The 14,877-nt window shown below is 72.7% G+C and carries 10 protein-coding genes; 5 read left to right on the top strand and 5 right to left on the bottom strand.

Annotated elements, in window-relative coordinates:
* Positions 1-17: 17 nt before the first annotated feature.
* A complete protein-coding gene (locus LRM40_RS16225) occupies positions 18-1,031 on the top strand; it encodes an AEC family transporter (protein WP_151125756.1) in 1,014 nt (337 codons plus the stop codon).
* Here LRM40_RS16225 and LRM40_RS16230 read toward each other — a convergent pair.
* Together LRM40_RS16230 and LRM40_RS16235 are read right to left on the bottom strand one after the other, a co-directional pair.
* The gene (locus LRM40_RS16230) at positions 1,006-2,595 is read right to left on the bottom strand and encodes an amidase (RefSeq protein WP_151125757.1); all 1,590 of its coding nucleotides are present in this window, start codon (positions 2,593-2,595) and stop codon (positions 1,006-1,008) included. The two genes, LRM40_RS16225 and LRM40_RS16230, sit on opposite strands and share 26 nt — an antisense overlap.
* Before the next feature lie 59 nt (positions 2,596-2,654).
* Complete coding sequence (locus tag LRM40_RS16235) at positions 2,655-3,077, bottom strand: Lrp/AsnC family transcriptional regulator (RefSeq protein ID WP_151125758.1); 423 nt, start codon at positions 3,075-3,077, stop codon at positions 2,655-2,657.
* Positions 3,078-3,210: 133 nt separating this feature from the next.
* Here LRM40_RS16235 and ocd point away from each other — a divergent pair, with 133 nt between their 5' ends.
* Positions 3,211-4,284 carry an ornithine cyclodeaminase gene (gene ocd / locus LRM40_RS16240; protein ID WP_151125759.1) on the top strand — a complete coding sequence of 358 codons (1,074 nt, stop codon included), beginning with the start codon at positions 3,211-3,213 and terminating at the stop codon, positions 4,282-4,284.
* Between the two features lie 10 nt (positions 4,285-4,294).
* Here the strand turns inward: ocd and LRM40_RS16245 are convergent, their stop codons facing one another.
* Both LRM40_RS16245 and LRM40_RS16250 read right to left on the bottom strand, forming a co-directional pair.
* Positions 4,295-5,101: a carbon-nitrogen hydrolase family protein gene (locus tag LRM40_RS16245; RefSeq protein ID WP_151125760.1), complete on the bottom strand. Its 807-nt coding sequence runs from the start codon at positions 5,099-5,101 to the stop codon at positions 4,295-4,297.
* A gap of 46 nt (positions 5,102-5,147) precedes the next feature.
* Entirely contained in the window at positions 5,148-9,269 is a 4,122-nt protein-coding gene (locus tag LRM40_RS16250; protein ID WP_151125053.1) for a YhdP family protein, read from the bottom strand.
* A gap of 109 nt (positions 9,270-9,378) precedes the next feature.
* Here LRM40_RS16250 and glnE point away from each other — a divergent pair, with 109 nt between their 5' ends.
* From glnE to LRM40_RS16265, 3 genes are read left to right on the top strand one after another with little or no spacing between them, the layout of a single operon-like run.
* On the top strand, positions 9,379-12,117 hold the full coding sequence (gene glnE / locus LRM40_RS16255; protein ID WP_151125052.1) for a bifunctional [glutamate--ammonia ligase]-adenylyl-L-tyrosine phosphorylase/[glutamate--ammonia-ligase] adenylyltransferase: 2,739 nt from the start codon (positions 9,379-9,381) through the stop codon (positions 12,115-12,117).
* Between the two features lie 13 nt (positions 12,118-12,130).
* Complete coding sequence (locus tag LRM40_RS16260; protein ID WP_151125051.1) at positions 12,131-12,745, top strand: rhomboid family protein; 615 nt, start codon at positions 12,131-12,133, stop codon at positions 12,743-12,745.
* Positions 12,742-13,662 carry a DMT family transporter gene (locus tag LRM40_RS16265; protein ID WP_151125050.1) on the top strand — a complete coding sequence of 307 codons (921 nt, stop codon included), beginning with the start codon at positions 12,742-12,744 and terminating at the stop codon, positions 13,660-13,662. Before LRM40_RS16260 ends, LRM40_RS16265 begins: the two co-directional genes overlap by 4 nt.
* Here the strand turns inward: LRM40_RS16265 and LRM40_RS16270 are convergent, their stop codons facing one another.
* The gene (locus LRM40_RS16270; protein WP_151125049.1) at positions 13,663-14,529 is read right to left on the bottom strand and encodes a ferritin family protein; all 867 of its coding nucleotides are present in this window, start codon (positions 14,527-14,529) and stop codon (positions 13,663-13,665) included.
* Positions 14,530-14,877 lie beyond the last annotated feature (348 nt).

The following is a 14,877-nucleotide window of genomic DNA, read 5'->3' on the forward strand; positions in this document are numbered from 1 at the left end:
CAGCCCCCACCGCAGCCGTGAGCGCCATCCTCTCCGTCACCACCCCCTTCTTCGCCCTGATCCTGCTGGGCTGGTGGGCCGCCCGCCGCCAGCTGCTGCCGGCCAACGCCGTGCCGGGGCTCAACAGCTTCGTGCTGTACTTCGCCCTGCCGGCCCTGCTGCTGCGCTTTGGCTGGCGCACCCCGGTGGCCACGCTGTTCGACCCGCTGCTGCTGGGCCTGTACCTGGGGGTGGGCCTGGCCGTGGTCGGCCTGAGCGTGGCCTGGGCCCGGGCGCGCGGCGTGCCCGGGGCGGACGCCGCCTTCGGCGCCCTGGTGGCCGCCTTTCCCAACAGCGGCTTCATGGGCGTGCCCCTGCTGGTGGCCCTGCTGGGGCAGGCCGCCGCCGGCCCGGTCATCTGCACCGTGCTGGCCGACATGATCGTCACCAGTTCGGTCTGCGTGGCGCTGTCCCAGGCCCTGGGCGGCCATGGCGACCACGCCCGCGCCGCGGTGCTGCGCTCGCTGCGCGGCGCCCTGTCCAACCCCCTGCCCTGGGCCATCGGCCTCGGGGCACTGATCGGCGCACTGGGCCTGCAGCTGCCCGCGCCGGTGACCGGCATCGTCAACCTGCTGGCCGACGCCGCCAGCCCGGTGGCGCTGTTCACCATCGGCGCAGTGCTGTGGCGCGCCACCCCGCACACCGGCGCCCATGGCGAACCCCTGGGCCCGCACCGCCTGGCCCGGGTGGTGGCCCCCTTCCGCCCGGTGCTGCCGGAGGTGCTGCTCAAGCTCGCGCTGCACCCCGCGCTGGTCTGGGCCGGCGGCCGGGCCCTGCAGGCCGCCGGCCTGCCGCTGGGTGACGCCGCCCTGCTGGCCCTGACCCTGACCGCCGCCCTGCCCAGCGCCAGCAACGTGGCCCTGCTGACCGAGCGCTACGGCGCCGACACCGCGCGCGTGGCCCGCATCATCCTGGCCAGCACGCTGCTGGCCTTTGCCAGCTTCAGCGGCCTGGCCCGCTGGCTGGTCACAGCGGCACCGTCCGGGGGGTGAAGGCCGGCGCCTGACGGGCCTGGCTCACCTGCTCGAAGTGCAGGCCCAGGCTGAGCAGCTTCCATTCGCTCCAGGCCGGCCCGACGAAGGACAGGCCCAGCGGCAGGCCGCGCACCAGGCCGGCCGGCACGGTCAGGTGCGGGTAGCCCGCCACCGCCGGCAGGGTCGAGAAGCTGGATCCGTAATGGTCGCTGGCGATCGGGTCGATCAGCCAGGCCAGCCCCCCTGTGGGCGCCACCAGAGCGTCCAGCCGGTGGGCCTGGAACACCTTGTCCAGCCCTTCGTCGCGCGACTGGCGGCGGCACAGGGCCAGGGCCTCGCGGTAGGCCGGTGTGTCCAGTCCGCCCAGGGCCTGGGCCTGGGTGAACAGCTCCTGGCCGAACCAGGCCATCTCGCGGTCGCGGTGGGCCGCGTTGAAGGCGATCACGTCGGCCAGGTTCTTCACCGGCGCCTGCGGCGCGAAGGTGGCCAGCCACTGCGCCAGGTCGTGCTTGAGCTCGTAGAGCATCACGGCCAGCTCGGCGTCGTTGAAGGCCGGCGAGGGCTGCGGCAGGTCCACCGGGTCGATCACTTCGGCCCCCTGGGCCTTGAGCAGGGCGATCATCTTGTCCACCAGCGCGTCGGCCTCGTCGAAGCCGGTGAAGAAGGCCCGCGCCACGCCCAGGCGGGCCCCACGCAGGGCCTGGCGCTGGAACATGCCGTCGCCCGGCCGGGGCGGGGGGACCTGGGTGGTGGCCGCGTCCTGCGCGTCGGGGCCGGACAGGGCCAGGTAGAGCAGGGCCGCATCGGCCACGCTGCGGGTCATCGGCCCGGCGGTGTCCTGGCTGTGGGAGATGGGGATGATGCCGTCGCGGCTGATGCGTCCGACCGTGGGCTTGAGCCCCACCAGGCCGCAGATGGAGGCCGGCGAGACGATGGAGCCGTCCGTCTCGGTGCCCACGCCCAGCGGTGCCAGCCCGGCGGCGATGGCCGCGCCGGTGCCCGAACTGGAGCCGCTGGTGCTGCGGTCCAGGGCATAGGGGTTGCGGGTGAGGCCGCCCCGGCCGCTCCAGCCGCTGGTGGAGCGGGTGGAGCGGATATTGGCCCACTCGCTGAGGTTGGTCTTGCCCAGGATGACGGCACCGGCCTCGCGCAGACGCTGGACCAGGTGGGCATCGCGCGCGGCCCGCACGCCGTCCAGGGCCAGCGAGCCGGCACTGGTACTCATGCGGTCGCCGGTGGCGATGTTGTCCTTGAGCAGCACCGGCAGGCCGTGCAGCGGGCCGTGCAGGGTGTTGCGGGCCCGCTCGGCATCCAGCGCGCGGGCGATGTCCAGTGCCTCGGGGTTGAGCTCGATGATGCTGTTGAGGCGGGGGCCCTGGCGGTCGATGGCCTCGATGCGCTGCAGGCAGTCCTGCACCAGATCCTCGCTGCGCAAGCGGCCCGCGACCAGCTGGGCGGCGAGCGCGGTGGCGGAGGTCTGGCCCTCGGCCGCGGGCGGCAGGGCCGCGGTGGCGGCTTGGGTGCCGGCCGCGGCCAGGCCCAGGGTGGAAGCGGTAGACAGCAGCAGGGTGCGGCGTTGCATGGTCGGTTCCAGAGAGGGAAAAGCGGGGGTGGCGCTCTTATACCTGCCCACCGGCGCCCTCACAGCTTGTGGGTGGACAGCAGCAGGCTGGTTTCGGAGTGGGCGATGCCCTCGATCTGGCGGATGCGGCCCAGCACCCGGTCGAAGGCCTCCAGGCTGTCGGCGCGCAGCTCGGCCGCGATGTCCCAGCGGCCATTGGTCGTGTGCAGCGTGGCCACGGCCGGGTCGCCGCGCAGCGCGCGCAGCACCGCGTCGGCCCGGTTGCCCTCCACCGCGATGGTCATCCAGGCGGCGATGCGCTGACTGTCGGTCTGGGGCTTCAGGCGCACCGTGTAGCCGGTGATGGTGCCGGCCGCCTCCAGCCGGGCCAGGCGGTTCTGCACCGTGCCGCGCGCCACGCCCAGGGCCTTGGCCAGCGCCGCCACCGGCGTGCGGGCGTTGGCCCGCAGCAGCGCGATCAGCTCCCGGTCGATGTCGTCCATGGCGCCCCCTGTCGATTGAACACATCGCCAATTTAGCCTGGCAATGTGCTCAAAACCATCGGGCAATCCGCCAGTGTGCTGGCTTCACTCTGGCGCCGGCCCTCCGCAGAATCGGTGGGAGGAGACAACACACATGGTGAACTACATCGGCGTATCGGACATCCAGCAACTGGTCCGCGAGATCGGCGCTGCCGACTTCCTGGCCCGGCTGGCCGACACCATCGAGGACGACTACCGGCGCTGGGACCAGTTCGAGAAGTCGGCCCGCGTGGCCAGCCACTCGGCCCAGGGCGTGATCGAGCTGATGCCCGCCAGCGATGGCGCGCTCTACGGCTTCAAGTACGTCAACGGCCACCCCAAGAACACGGCCGCCGGCCTGCTGACCGTCACCGCCTTCGGCGTGCTGGCCGAGGTGTCCACCGGCTACCCGTTGCTGCTGTCGGAGCTGACGGTGACCACCGCGCTGCGCACCGCGGCCATGTCGGCCCTGGCCGCCCGCCACCTGGCCCGGCCCGACAGCCGGGTGATGGCCCTGATCGGCAACGGGGCGCAGAGCGAGTTCCAGGCCCTGGCCTTCCACCGCCTGACCGGGGTGCGCACGCTGCGCCTGTTCGACACCGACCCGCGCGCCACCGCCAAGCTGGTGCAGAACCTGCGCGTCCTGCCCGGTCTGGCCGACCTGCAGCTGCAGGTCTGCGGCAGCACGGCCGAGGCGGTGCAAGGCGCCGACATCGTGACCACGGTGACGGCCGACAAGCGCCAGGCCGTGGTGCTGACGCCCGAGATGATCCGCCCCGGCATGCACCTGAACGCGGTGGGCGGCGACTGCCCGGGCAAGACCGAACTGGCCCGCGACATCCTGCTGCGGCCGGACCTGAGGATCGTCGTCGAGTACGAACCGCAGACCCGGCTGGAGGGCGAGATCCAGCAGCTGCCGGCCGACCACCCGGTGACCGCCTTCGCAGACGTGGTGCGCCACCGCGCGTCCGGGCGGGAACGGCCCGATCAGGTCACGCTGTTCGACTCGGTGGGCTTCGCGCTGGAGGACTTCTCCGCCCTGCGCTTGCTGCACACCCTGCTGCAGGCCCAGCGCAACGGCGTGCGCCAGATCGACCTGGTGCCCACGCTGGACGACCCCAAGGACCTGTTCGGCGGCACGCTGGGCCGCGCCGCGGCCGGCCCGACGCGGCTGCGCCGGGTGGCCTGAGCGCCGGGGTTCAGCAATCCAGCGTGCGGTGGCGCAAGGCCGGCAGCTGGGTGCGCACCGCGTCGCGCAGGGGGGCCGAGAGCTCGCCCGCCACCACCCCTTCGCCCTCGGCCTGCAGGGCCATCACCTCGCCCCAGGGGTCGATGACCATGCTGTGGCCCCAGGTGCGGCGGCCGTTCTCGTGCAGCCCGCCCTGGCCGATGGCCAGCACATGGCACTGGTTCTCCACCGCGCGGGCGCGCAGCAGCAGCTCCCAGTGGGCCTGACCGGTGGTGTAGGTGAAGGCAGCGGGCACCACCAGCAGGTCGCAGGGCGGCGTCATCAGGGCCCGGTACAGCTCCGGGAAACGCAGGTCGTAGCAGACCGACAGGCCCACGCGGTGGCCCTCGGCCTCGAAGGCCACCGGGGTGTCGCCGGCCTCCAGCACCCGCGCCTCGTCATAGGCCTCGCGGCCGTTGTCGAAGGAGAACAGGTGGATCTTGTCGTAGCGGGCCACGCGGGCGCCGTCCGGGCCCCAGACGCAGCAGGCATTGCGCACCCGGCCCGGCGTGGCCGCGCGGATGGGCAGGGTGCCGCCGATCAGCCACAGGCCGTGCCGGCGGGCCAGGGCGGACAGGGCGTCCTGGATCGGACCCTGGCCATCGGCCTCGGCGATGGCGAGCTTGTCCTCGTCGCGCCGGCCCATCAGGCAGAAATATTCGGGCAGGGCCACCAGGCGGGCGCCCGCGTGGGCGGCCTCGCCCACCAGGCGGGCGGCGGTGGCCAGGTTGCGCGCCACGTCGGGCGTGGACACCATTTGCAAGGCAGCGATCTTCATGCCGAGAGCATAGCCCGCGACCGGCGCGGGCGCATCGGCCCGGCCCTCAGCCCCCGCGCGTGCGGGGCGAGGACGCGGCGCCGGAGGCCGGCGTGGCCGGCTCGGGCAGCGGTGCGGCATCCGCCTGGCGCGGCACCGGCACCACCGTGGGGGCGTCCCAGCTGCCGCCGACGCGGAACTCGCGGGTGCCCGCCTCGGCCAGCGGCTTGCTCAGCACGTACTGGGCGAGGAAGGCGCCCAGGCCGATGACCGGGTTGATGGCCGCATAGGCCAGCGAGGCGGTGCCGGCGCTGATCTCGGGCACCACCACCATGCGCAGGTCCTGGGTCTCGTGGCGCAGGTCGGTCTGTCCGTCCATCAGCACCACCGCCTGCACGCCGCGGATGCGCAGGTTGTTGGTGCTGGCGATGCCGTCGGACAGCAGCACGTCGGCGCTGACGTTGTCGAAGGCGAAGCCGGCATCGAAGACATCGCGGAAATCCAGCAGGAAGCGGCGCGGCAGGGCCTGCAGGCTCAGCACGCCGAGCAGGCGGCCGGCCCCGGGGTTGACCTTGAGGAACTGGCCGGACTCCAGCGCCAGCTGCATGTGGCCGGTCATGCCGGCCCAGTCGGGCGAGAGGGGTGAGCCGTTCCAGGCCAGCTCGCCGGTCACCTGGCCCTTGGCCCCCTTGACCACCCGGCCCATGCCCAGGTGCTCCAGCAGGTTGCCGCCGTCCTGCACGTCCAGCTTGAAGTTCAGCGCCATGCGCCGGCGCGGGCCGGGCGCCCACTGCCCGCTGCCGGTGAGCCGGGCGTCCGGCCCCGTCATGGCCAGGCGCGACAGGCGCCAGTCCTGGCCCCCTTCGCCGCGGTAGCTGGCCTGCACCTCCAGCTTGCCCAGCTGACGCCCCTTCAGCTCGAAGTTGTCGACCACGATGTCCAGCGCGGGCACACCGTCGCTGGCCTGGTCCAGCAGGCTGTCGACCTGGTCCACCTCGGCCTCCGGCACCACCAGCCGCCCCAGCCGGGCCATCAGACGGCCCGAGGCCGGGTCGCCGGCCGCGGCGGGGCGGTAGTCGATCCTGCCCTGGATCTGGCGTGCGTTCAGTTCAGCCAGCCAGTGCGCGCCATCGCCCTGGACGCGGCGCTGCACCTGGGCCTGCACCGCGTCCAGCCGACGCCCGTCCAGGCTCAGGGAATGGGCCTTGAGGCTCAGGTCGGTGGGCAGGTAGCCCTGGCGGTTGCCGGCCCCAGCGCCCGCCCCGCCCAGGCCCAGGCCGGCCCCCAGGGCGTGCCAGGCATCCACGTCCACATCGCCCAGCTGCAGCGCGGCCTGCACCGTGCCCGCTGGGGCCGCGGGCAGCGGCGCCCCGATGGCCAGCGCCCCCTTGAGCACCTGGGCCTGCGCGCCCGAGAGATCGCGCTGGTACTCGGCCACCGCCAGGCTGCCCAGCTCCACGCGCAGGGTGTCGCGCTCGGGCTGGCCGGCCACCGGCTCGGCGAGCCGCGTCTGGTAGCGCAGCGGCAGGGCGGCATCGGCGGTCTTGCCCAGCGGCGCCGGCAGGTCGCTGGCCAGGCCGGTGAGCGGGCTGGTCAGCAGCATCTCGGTCTGGCCGCGACGCACCGTCAGGTCCAGCTTGTAGGGGGCCTGCCCGCTCAGGCGCTGGGCCAGGCGGGACACCGCGCCCAGCTCGACGGCCTGGCGCAGGCCGTCGGCCGTGGCCACCCCCTGGCTCTGGAAGCGCAGGCTGCCGTCGGGCTGCAGGCTGCCCGAGAGGCTGGCTTCACCGCCCAGCACGCGGGCGCTGCCGCTGCTCAGGCTGAAGCTGCGGTCGCTGAACTGGATCTGGGCCCGGGTGGCGGCCAGCAGCGGCATGTCGGGGGCCATGCGCACATCGTTGCCGCTCAGGGCCAGCTGGCCCTTGACGGTGGTCTTGTCGGTGTCTTCGAGCGGGATGGCGAGGGCCAGCTTCAGGTCCATGGCGCCGGTGCCGCTGGCCTGGCGCAGGGCGCCGTCGATCAGGCGGTCCACCGGCGAGCTGGCCACGTAGCGCAGCCCGTCGGCCAGGGGGCCGCGCACATTGCCGGCGATGGTCAGCACGGGGTGGGAGATGAGGTCGGCGATTTCGCCGTTGACGCCCTGCAGCGTGAGCCCGTAGAGCCGCGCCTGGGCGTTGCGGATGCGCATGCGGGCGCGGTCGAACAGCAGTTCGCCGCGCAGCTGCTCGAAGGCCGGCCATTCGGGCGCGGCGCCGGCCTGCGCCGGCGGCACATAGGCCAGGGTCACCCCCTGGAGCTGGGCCGCGATGCGGAATTCGCCGGTGCCGGCCTGCGGATAGGGGAAGTCCCAGAGGTCACCCCGGGTGCGGAACTGCAGCTGCCGGACTTCGCCGGCCAGCACCGCCTGACGCACGTAGTCGCGCGCATCGTGGCCGATGCCCAGGGGCAGGTAGCGCACCACCTGGGGCGCGGCCACCTGGCCGATGCGGCCCGTCATCTCCAGCCAACCCGGAAAGCGCCGGCCGCTGCCCTGCCCCGGCCGGGCCCCGGTGTGCCAGCGGGCCTGCAGCTCGCCCTGCAGATCGGGGTTGGCGTAGCGGGCTTCGCGCACCAGCAACTCGATGTCGGGCTCCTGGCCCGGATGGGGCCGCACCTGCCAGACCAGCTTGGCCGAAAGCCGGTCCATCGGCACCTCGGGCTGCTCGAAGACGCCCGGGAAGCTCAGCGCCCCGTCACGCACCGACAGCTGGCCCTCGCCGCCGGATTCGTTGGCGTCCAGCGTGAGCTCGGCGCCGCGCCAGCCCGGCCGGGCCGGCTCGTCCGGGTGGGCCGGGTCCACTTCGCCGGGCTGCAGCGACAGGCCGGTGGCCTTGGCTTGCACCCGGTAATGCTCGGGCCGCGCCAGCGGCCCGCTCCAGCTGGCGACCAGGTCCTGCACCTGGCCTTCGGGCCGGGTGCGCTCCAGGCCGCGCCGCAGCCCGTCGGGCAGGGGCAGGCGCTCGGCGATGTGGGCCATCAGGGCCAGGTCCAGCCGGTCGGCGCGGAATTCACCCCCGGTCACCGGGGCCTCGGGCGCCGAGGGGCCTCCGGTGGCACCGATCACCTGGGCCTGGCGCCAGCCCAGGGTGAACTGGCTGGCCGGCCAGCGCTGGCCATCCTCGGTGACAAAATCCAGGCCCTGGGCGCTCACGCGCACGCCGTCGCGCTGGCGCTGCACCTGCAGCCGCCCCTGCAGCCGGCTGAGCGACAGCGGCTCGAGCGTGCGCCCCAGGCGCAGCTGCACCGCATCCAGCGCCAGGTCCGCCGCACCGCCGCGCCAGTCCCCGCGTTCCACGTCCAGCCAGGCCCGCAGCGCCCCGCGGCCGGCCTTCAGATCGAAGGGCAGGCTGGCATAGCGCTGCAGGGTGTCCACATCGGTGTGCGGCAAATCGGCATAGAGCGTGCCCGACCAGCGCGGCCAGTCGCCCGCGCGGGCCAGCAGCGGCTGGGTGAAGCGCCCGCGCAGGCTGAAACGCTCACCCCATTCGGCCGGCGGCGTGGCATCCAGGCGCAGGTCGTGGTGGCGCAGGCCGTTGCGCACCACCAGGTCCACCGCGTCCAGGCTCAGCGGCGGGGCACCGCGCAGCTCGTCCAGCCAGCGCAGCTGGCCGCCGCGGATCACGAACTCGGGCTGGGCGAAGAACCAGTCGGCGGCGCGGTGGTCATCGGCCCCGCCCGGCTGGCTGAGGTCCAGCCCGCCGACGAAGACATGGCCCCGGGCATCGCGGCGGATGTCCAGCCGCGCGCCTTCGACATAGACCTGCGACAGACGCAACGACCAGCTGAACAAGGAACGCAAGGACAGCGCGGCATCCACCCGCGGCAGGCGCAAGGCCTCGCGGCCTTGCGGGTCCAGCAGCACCACGTCGCGCGCCTGCACGGTGGGCACCCAGCGCGAGGAGCCGGCCTGCAGCTGCCCCATCCGCACCGTCAGGCCCAGGCTGCGCGACAGGCGCTGCTCGATGTCGGGGCGCCAGTCGGACAGGTGGGGCAGAATCCCCCAGTGCAGGATCAGCCATCCCAAAAGCAATAAGCTCCACGCGCTGATCAGCAGCAGCGACACCGCACGGAAGGCACCGCGTGAGAGGGATACGAGCACAGGACGGCGAGGCTGGGGCACTCGCCCGGTTTCGGGGGACATCAAGGGCATGGATCGACGGTCCGGCGTGCGCCGCACCGATCCTGCTGGACAAGGTGCTCCGCAACATGGTCGCACGCCTGTCGCGACAGCAATCTAGCACACCGATCCTGGCGGTCTGATGAGTGTCTTACAACCTGTGACGCCCCCTTGCCGCGCCGAAGCGGCCCACAGCCGATTCGTGCAGCGCATCCGCCGGCGCTACGCCGAAGACCTGCCGCTGCTGCCCGCGGGCGTGCCGGACCGGGCCACCATCCTGGCGCTGATCGACACGCTGATGGCGCGCGGGCGCGCCCTGCCCAGCGCGCTGCGGGTGGCCCGCCAGTTGGTGGTCGAACGCCTGGTGGTGCTGGACGTGGAGCAGCGCGCGCCGCTGGAGCACGTCACCGGGACCATGACCGCCCTGGCCGAGGCCACCTTGGAGCGCGCCCTGGCAGCCGCCCGCCGCGAGTCGGACGAGCGCCATGGCCTGCCGCGCAACGAGGCCGGCGAGGCCATCGACTTCTGGATCGTGGGCATGGGCAAGCTCGGCGCCCGCGAGCTCAATGTCTCCTCGGACATCGACCTGATCTACGTCTACGAGGACGACGGCGAGACCGACGGCGCGGTGCCCATCTCGGCCCACGAGTACTTCGCCCTCGTGGCCAAGAAGCTCTACACCCTGATCGGCGACGTGACCGACGACGGCTTCGTGTTCCGGGTGGACCTGGCCCTGCGCCCGAATGGCAACTCCGGTCCTTCGGTCGTCAGCCTGTCCATGCTGGAAGAGTACTTCTTCGTCCAGGGCCGCGAATGGGAGCGCTTCGCCTGGCTCAAGAGCCGGGTGGTGGCGCCGCTGGACAGCGTGGCCAGCGGCCGACCGCTGGCCCTGCGCGCCCTGGTCACCCCCTTCGTCTACCGCAAGTACCTGGATTACGGCGTCTTCGAAGGCCTGCGCCAGCTGCACCGCAAGATCCGCGAGGAGGCCCAGCGCCGCGCCGCCGGCCGGCCCGAGCGCGCCAATGACGTCAAGCTCTCGCGCGGCGGCATCCGCGAGATCGAGTTCATCGTCCAGCTGCTGCAGGTGGTGCGCGGCGGCCAGTACCCCGAGATCCGCACCCGCGCCACGCTCAAGGGCCTGCAAAAGCTGGCCGCCGGCGGGCTGATGAAGCCCGAGACGGCCCAGGCCCTGGCCGGCGCCTACGTCTTCCTGCGCCAGGTGGAGCACCGCATCCAGTACCTGGACGACCAGCAGACCCATCTGCTGCCCACCACCGACGCCGACCTGGGCTGGATCGCCGGCAGCCTGTGCCTGGTCTGCACGGCCGACGCCTGCGAGCTGCTGGACCGGCTGTGCGAGGTGCGCGAGCTGGTGGCCACCGAGTTCGACGCCCTGCTGCAGAACAGCCAGGGCGGCGGTGGCGGCACCTGCCGCGGCAAGGGCTGCGGCGCCCCGCTGCCCATCGACAGCGAGCGGCTGTGGGAAAAGCTGCCACCCGCGCTGCTGCCGCGGGTCCAGGCCCTGGCCAGCCACCCGCGGGTGCAGTCACTGCGCGAGGAGGGCCGGCTGCGCCTGGGCAAGCTGGTGCTGCGGGCCGCCCATGGCGCCGCCGAGGGCCTGTGCACCCTGCAGGCCGTCGAGCATTTCATCGACTGGCTGGAGCCGCTGCTGCGCCGCGAAAGCTACCTGGCCCTGCTGGTGGAGCGGCCCAATGTGCAGCAGCGCCTGCTGCGCCTGCTGGGCCTGGCCCGCTGGCCGATGCGCTACCTGATGCAGCACCCCGCGGTGATCGATGAACTGGCCGACGATCGCCAGATCGCCGAGCGCTTCGACCGTGCGGCCTTCACCAGCGATCTGGACGAACGGCACACCGCCTGGGTGCGGGCCGGCGAGGCCGACGAGGGCGAGTTGCTGGACACCCTGCGCCGCGCCCACCATGCCGAGACCTTCCGCACCCTGGTGCGCGACGTGGAGCAGCGCATCACCATCGAGCAGGCGGCCGACGACCTCTCGGCCCTGGCCGACGCCATCGTGGACTGCTGCATCCGCTGGGCCTGGGCCCACCTGAAGCAGCGCCACCGCGACGAGCCGCAGTTCGCGGTGATCGCCTACGGCAAGCTGGGCGGGCTGGAGCTGGGCTACGGCAGCGACCTGGACGTGGTCTTCCTCTACGACGATGACGCCGAACCCGATGCCGACCGCGCGCAGGAGGTCTACGCCGCCTTCGTGCGCAAGCTGATCGCCTGGCTGACGCTGCGCACCGCGGCGGGCGAACTGTTCGAGATCGACACCGCGCTGCGCCCCAACGGCGGCGCCGGCCTGCTGGTGACCTCCGCCGCCGCCTTTGACAAATACCAGCGCGGGCGCGGCAGCAACACTGCCTGGACCTGGGAACACCAGGCCATCACCCGGGCCCGCTGGTGCGCCGGCAGCCGCCACCTGGCCGAGCGCTTCGAAGCGACACGGCGGGCGGTCATCAGCGCCGAGCGCGACCCGCAGGCCCTGCAGGGCGAGGTGACGGCCATGCGCGAGAAGGTGCGCGCAGCCCACCCCGAGCGGGGCGGGCTGTTCGACGTCAAGCACAGCACCGGCGGCATGATGGACGTGGAGTTCTGCGTGCAGTATCTGGTGCTGGCCCACAGCGGCCGCCACCCCGAGCTGCAGGACAACGCCGGCAACATCGCGCTGCTGCAACGGGCCGAGGCCGCGGCCCTGCTGCCCGCCGGCGTGGGCCAGGCGGCGGCCGATGCCTACCGCGAGCTGCGCCGCGCCCAGCACCGGGCCCGCCTGAACGAGCAGCCCACCCAGTTCCCGCCCGAGCAGCTGGCCACCGAGCGCGCCGCCGTGCTGGCCCTGTGGCAGGCCGTCTTCGGCCGCTGAGGGCGCGGCACGCGTGGGGCTGCATCGCCATCGCCTGCACCGCCTGAGCTGGCCGCTGTTCGCGGCCGGCCTGGCGGTGTTCGCCCTGGCCCTGCAGGCCGGCAGCGGCGCCTGGCCCGACCCGCGCTGGGACTGGCAGCCGGCCCTGGCCTTCGCCCAGCCCTGGCGCTGGTGGACGGCCGCGGGCGCCCACTGGAGCCCCCAGCATCTGCAGATGAACCTGGTGGGCTGCGTGCTGCTGGCCTGGCTGGGCTGGCGGGCCGGCCTGGGCCCGCGTGCCACCGGGGCCTGGGCCCTGGCCTGGCCGCTGACCCAGCTGGGCCTGCTGCTGCAGCCCGGCCTGGCCCATTACGGCGGCCTCTCGGGCGTGCTGCACGCCGGCATCGCGGTGCTGGATGTCTGGCTGCTGCAGGGGCCGGCGCGTGACCGGCGCCTGGGTCTGGCGCTGGCCGCCGGCCTGATCCTGAAGCTGCTGTCCGAGCACGCCTGGACCGGCCCGGCCCATGCCGTGGCGGGCTGGGACTTTCCTCTGGCGCCGTTCTCGCACGTGAGCGGCGCCATGGCCGGCTGGTTGTGCGGCGCCCTGCTGCTGCGCCGCCACCCCCGGCATGCTGTTTCCACACGATGACCGACCGACACCTGCACCTCGACCGCCTGGCGGTCCTCTGCCTCGTGGGCTGCTCCGCCGTCTGGGGCCTGAACCAGGCCGCCGTGAAGGTGGCGCTGTCCGACTTCCCGCCGCTGGCCCAGGCGGGCCTGCGCTCGCTGGGCGCGGCCCTGCTGCTGGCCCTGTGGGCCCGCTGGCGCCGGCTGCCGGTGGCCCCCACGCGGGAGACGCTGTGGCCCAGCCTGCTGACCGGGCTGCTGTTCGCCGCCGAGTTCGGGGTCTATTTCTCGGGCCTGCAGTACACCAGCGCCTCGCGCATGGTGGTGTTCGTCTACCTCTCGCCCTTCGTGGTGGCCCTGGGCATGCCGCTGATCGCCCCGGGCGAGCGCCTGGGCCGCGGGCAGATGGCCGGCTTGCTGCTGGCCTTTGCCGGCGTGGCCGGCGCCTTCAGCGAAAGCGGCCATGGCGGCCCGCACCAGCTGCTGGGCGACGCGATGGGCGTGCTGGGCGCGGTGCTGTGGGGCGGCACCACGCTGGCCATCCGGGCCACCGCGCTGTCACGCGCCAGCGCCGAGCAGACGCTGATGAGCCAGCTGGCCGTCTCGGCCGTGGCGCTGCTGGCCGCCTCGGCCTGGATGGGCGAGGCCTGGCCGGCGCAGATCCATGCGCTGTCCTGGGCCGCCCTGGGCTTCCAGACGGTGATCGTGACCTTTGCCAGCTACCTGCTGTGGTTCTGGCTGATGCGGCACTACCCGGCCACCAAGATCTCGGCCTTCACCCTGCTCACGCCGGTGTTCGGCCTGCTGGCGGGGGTGCTGCTGCTGGGCGAGCCGGCCACGCCGCGCATCCTGCTGGCGCTGGCAGCGGTGGCCGTCGGCATCGCGCTGGTGAGCCGGCCGGCGCCGGCCGCGCCGTCGTCGTCGTCGGTCCCGTCCTGATCAGGCCGGCTTGACCTGGCCCGTGGCCGTCACGGCCGCCAGCTTCTGGGTGACTTCCTTGCGGAAGCGGTTGAGTTCCTGCACGGAGGCGAAGCTGCGCTCCATCAGCAGGCTCATGTTGTGCAGGATGCGCTCGACCACCTTGTTCTCCCACACGGCGTCGAACTGGATCTGCTGGTCCAGCCAGTGCTCCAGCCAGTCCGGGTTGGGCAGGCGGCTCTGCACGGTGTCGCGCGGGAAGAGCTTCTCGTTGACGTGCAGGTTGGTCGGGTGCAGCGCCTGGGCCGTGCGGCGGGCGCTGGCCATCAGCACGCCCACCTTGGCAAAGGCGGCGCGGGCCTCGTCACCGAACTTGTTCATCGCGCGCTTCATGTAGCGCAGGTAGGCGCCGCCATGGCGGGCCTCGTCCTTGGACAGGGTCTCGTAGATGGCCTTGATCACCGGCTCGGTGTGCCATTCGGCGGCCCGGCGGTACCAGTGGTTCAGGCGGATCTCGCCGCAGAAGTGCAGCATCAGCGTTTCCAGGGCGGGCGCCGGGTCGAACTCGAAGCGCACCTCGTGCAGCTCTTCCTCGGTGGGCACCAGGTCCGGGCGGAAGCGGCGCAGGTACTCCATCAGCACCAGCGAGTGCTTCTGCTCCTCGAAGAACCAGACGCTCATGAAGGCCGAGAAGTCGGAATCGTCCTGGTTGTCGCGCAGGAACATCTCGGTGGCCGGCAGGGCCGCCCACTCGGTGATGGCGTTCATCTTGATCGTCTGGGCCTGCTCCTCGCTGAGCAGGCTGGCATCGAAGCGATCCCAGGGGATGTCCGTGGCCATGTTCCAGCGAACGGCTTCCAGCTGCTTGAACAGTTCGGGGAACAGCATCGGGCAAATCTCCTTGGTTCTTGATGCGGATCAGGGAAGGGGCCGATAGTGTCTCACGCCAGGTTTACACACAGAAATGCAGGGGCGTGGAACTTTCCCGCGGAACGCCCCTCAGAACAGACGTGGGTTGGGTTGTGGCGCTTCGGCGCCCGCCCCGGTTCCGGTGCAGTGGTGCCCGGAGCCGTCTTCTTAAAGCCGCGCAGCCTGCCGGGTCTTCCCGGCTGTTGCCTGGAGTGCCTCTCCTCCTCCCTCCCTGTTGCACTCGGGCGCTGCGCGGCTTTCTTCTTTTCTGCCCGCATCCCCCCTCAACATTCGCCTTCAGCGCCGATCGGTGCGGCTTTGCTGTGC

It is taken from the genome of Ideonella dechloratans, from assembly GCF_021049305.1.
Lineage (GTDB): Bacteria > Pseudomonadota > Gammaproteobacteria > Burkholderiales > Burkholderiaceae_C > Ideonella > Ideonella dechloratans.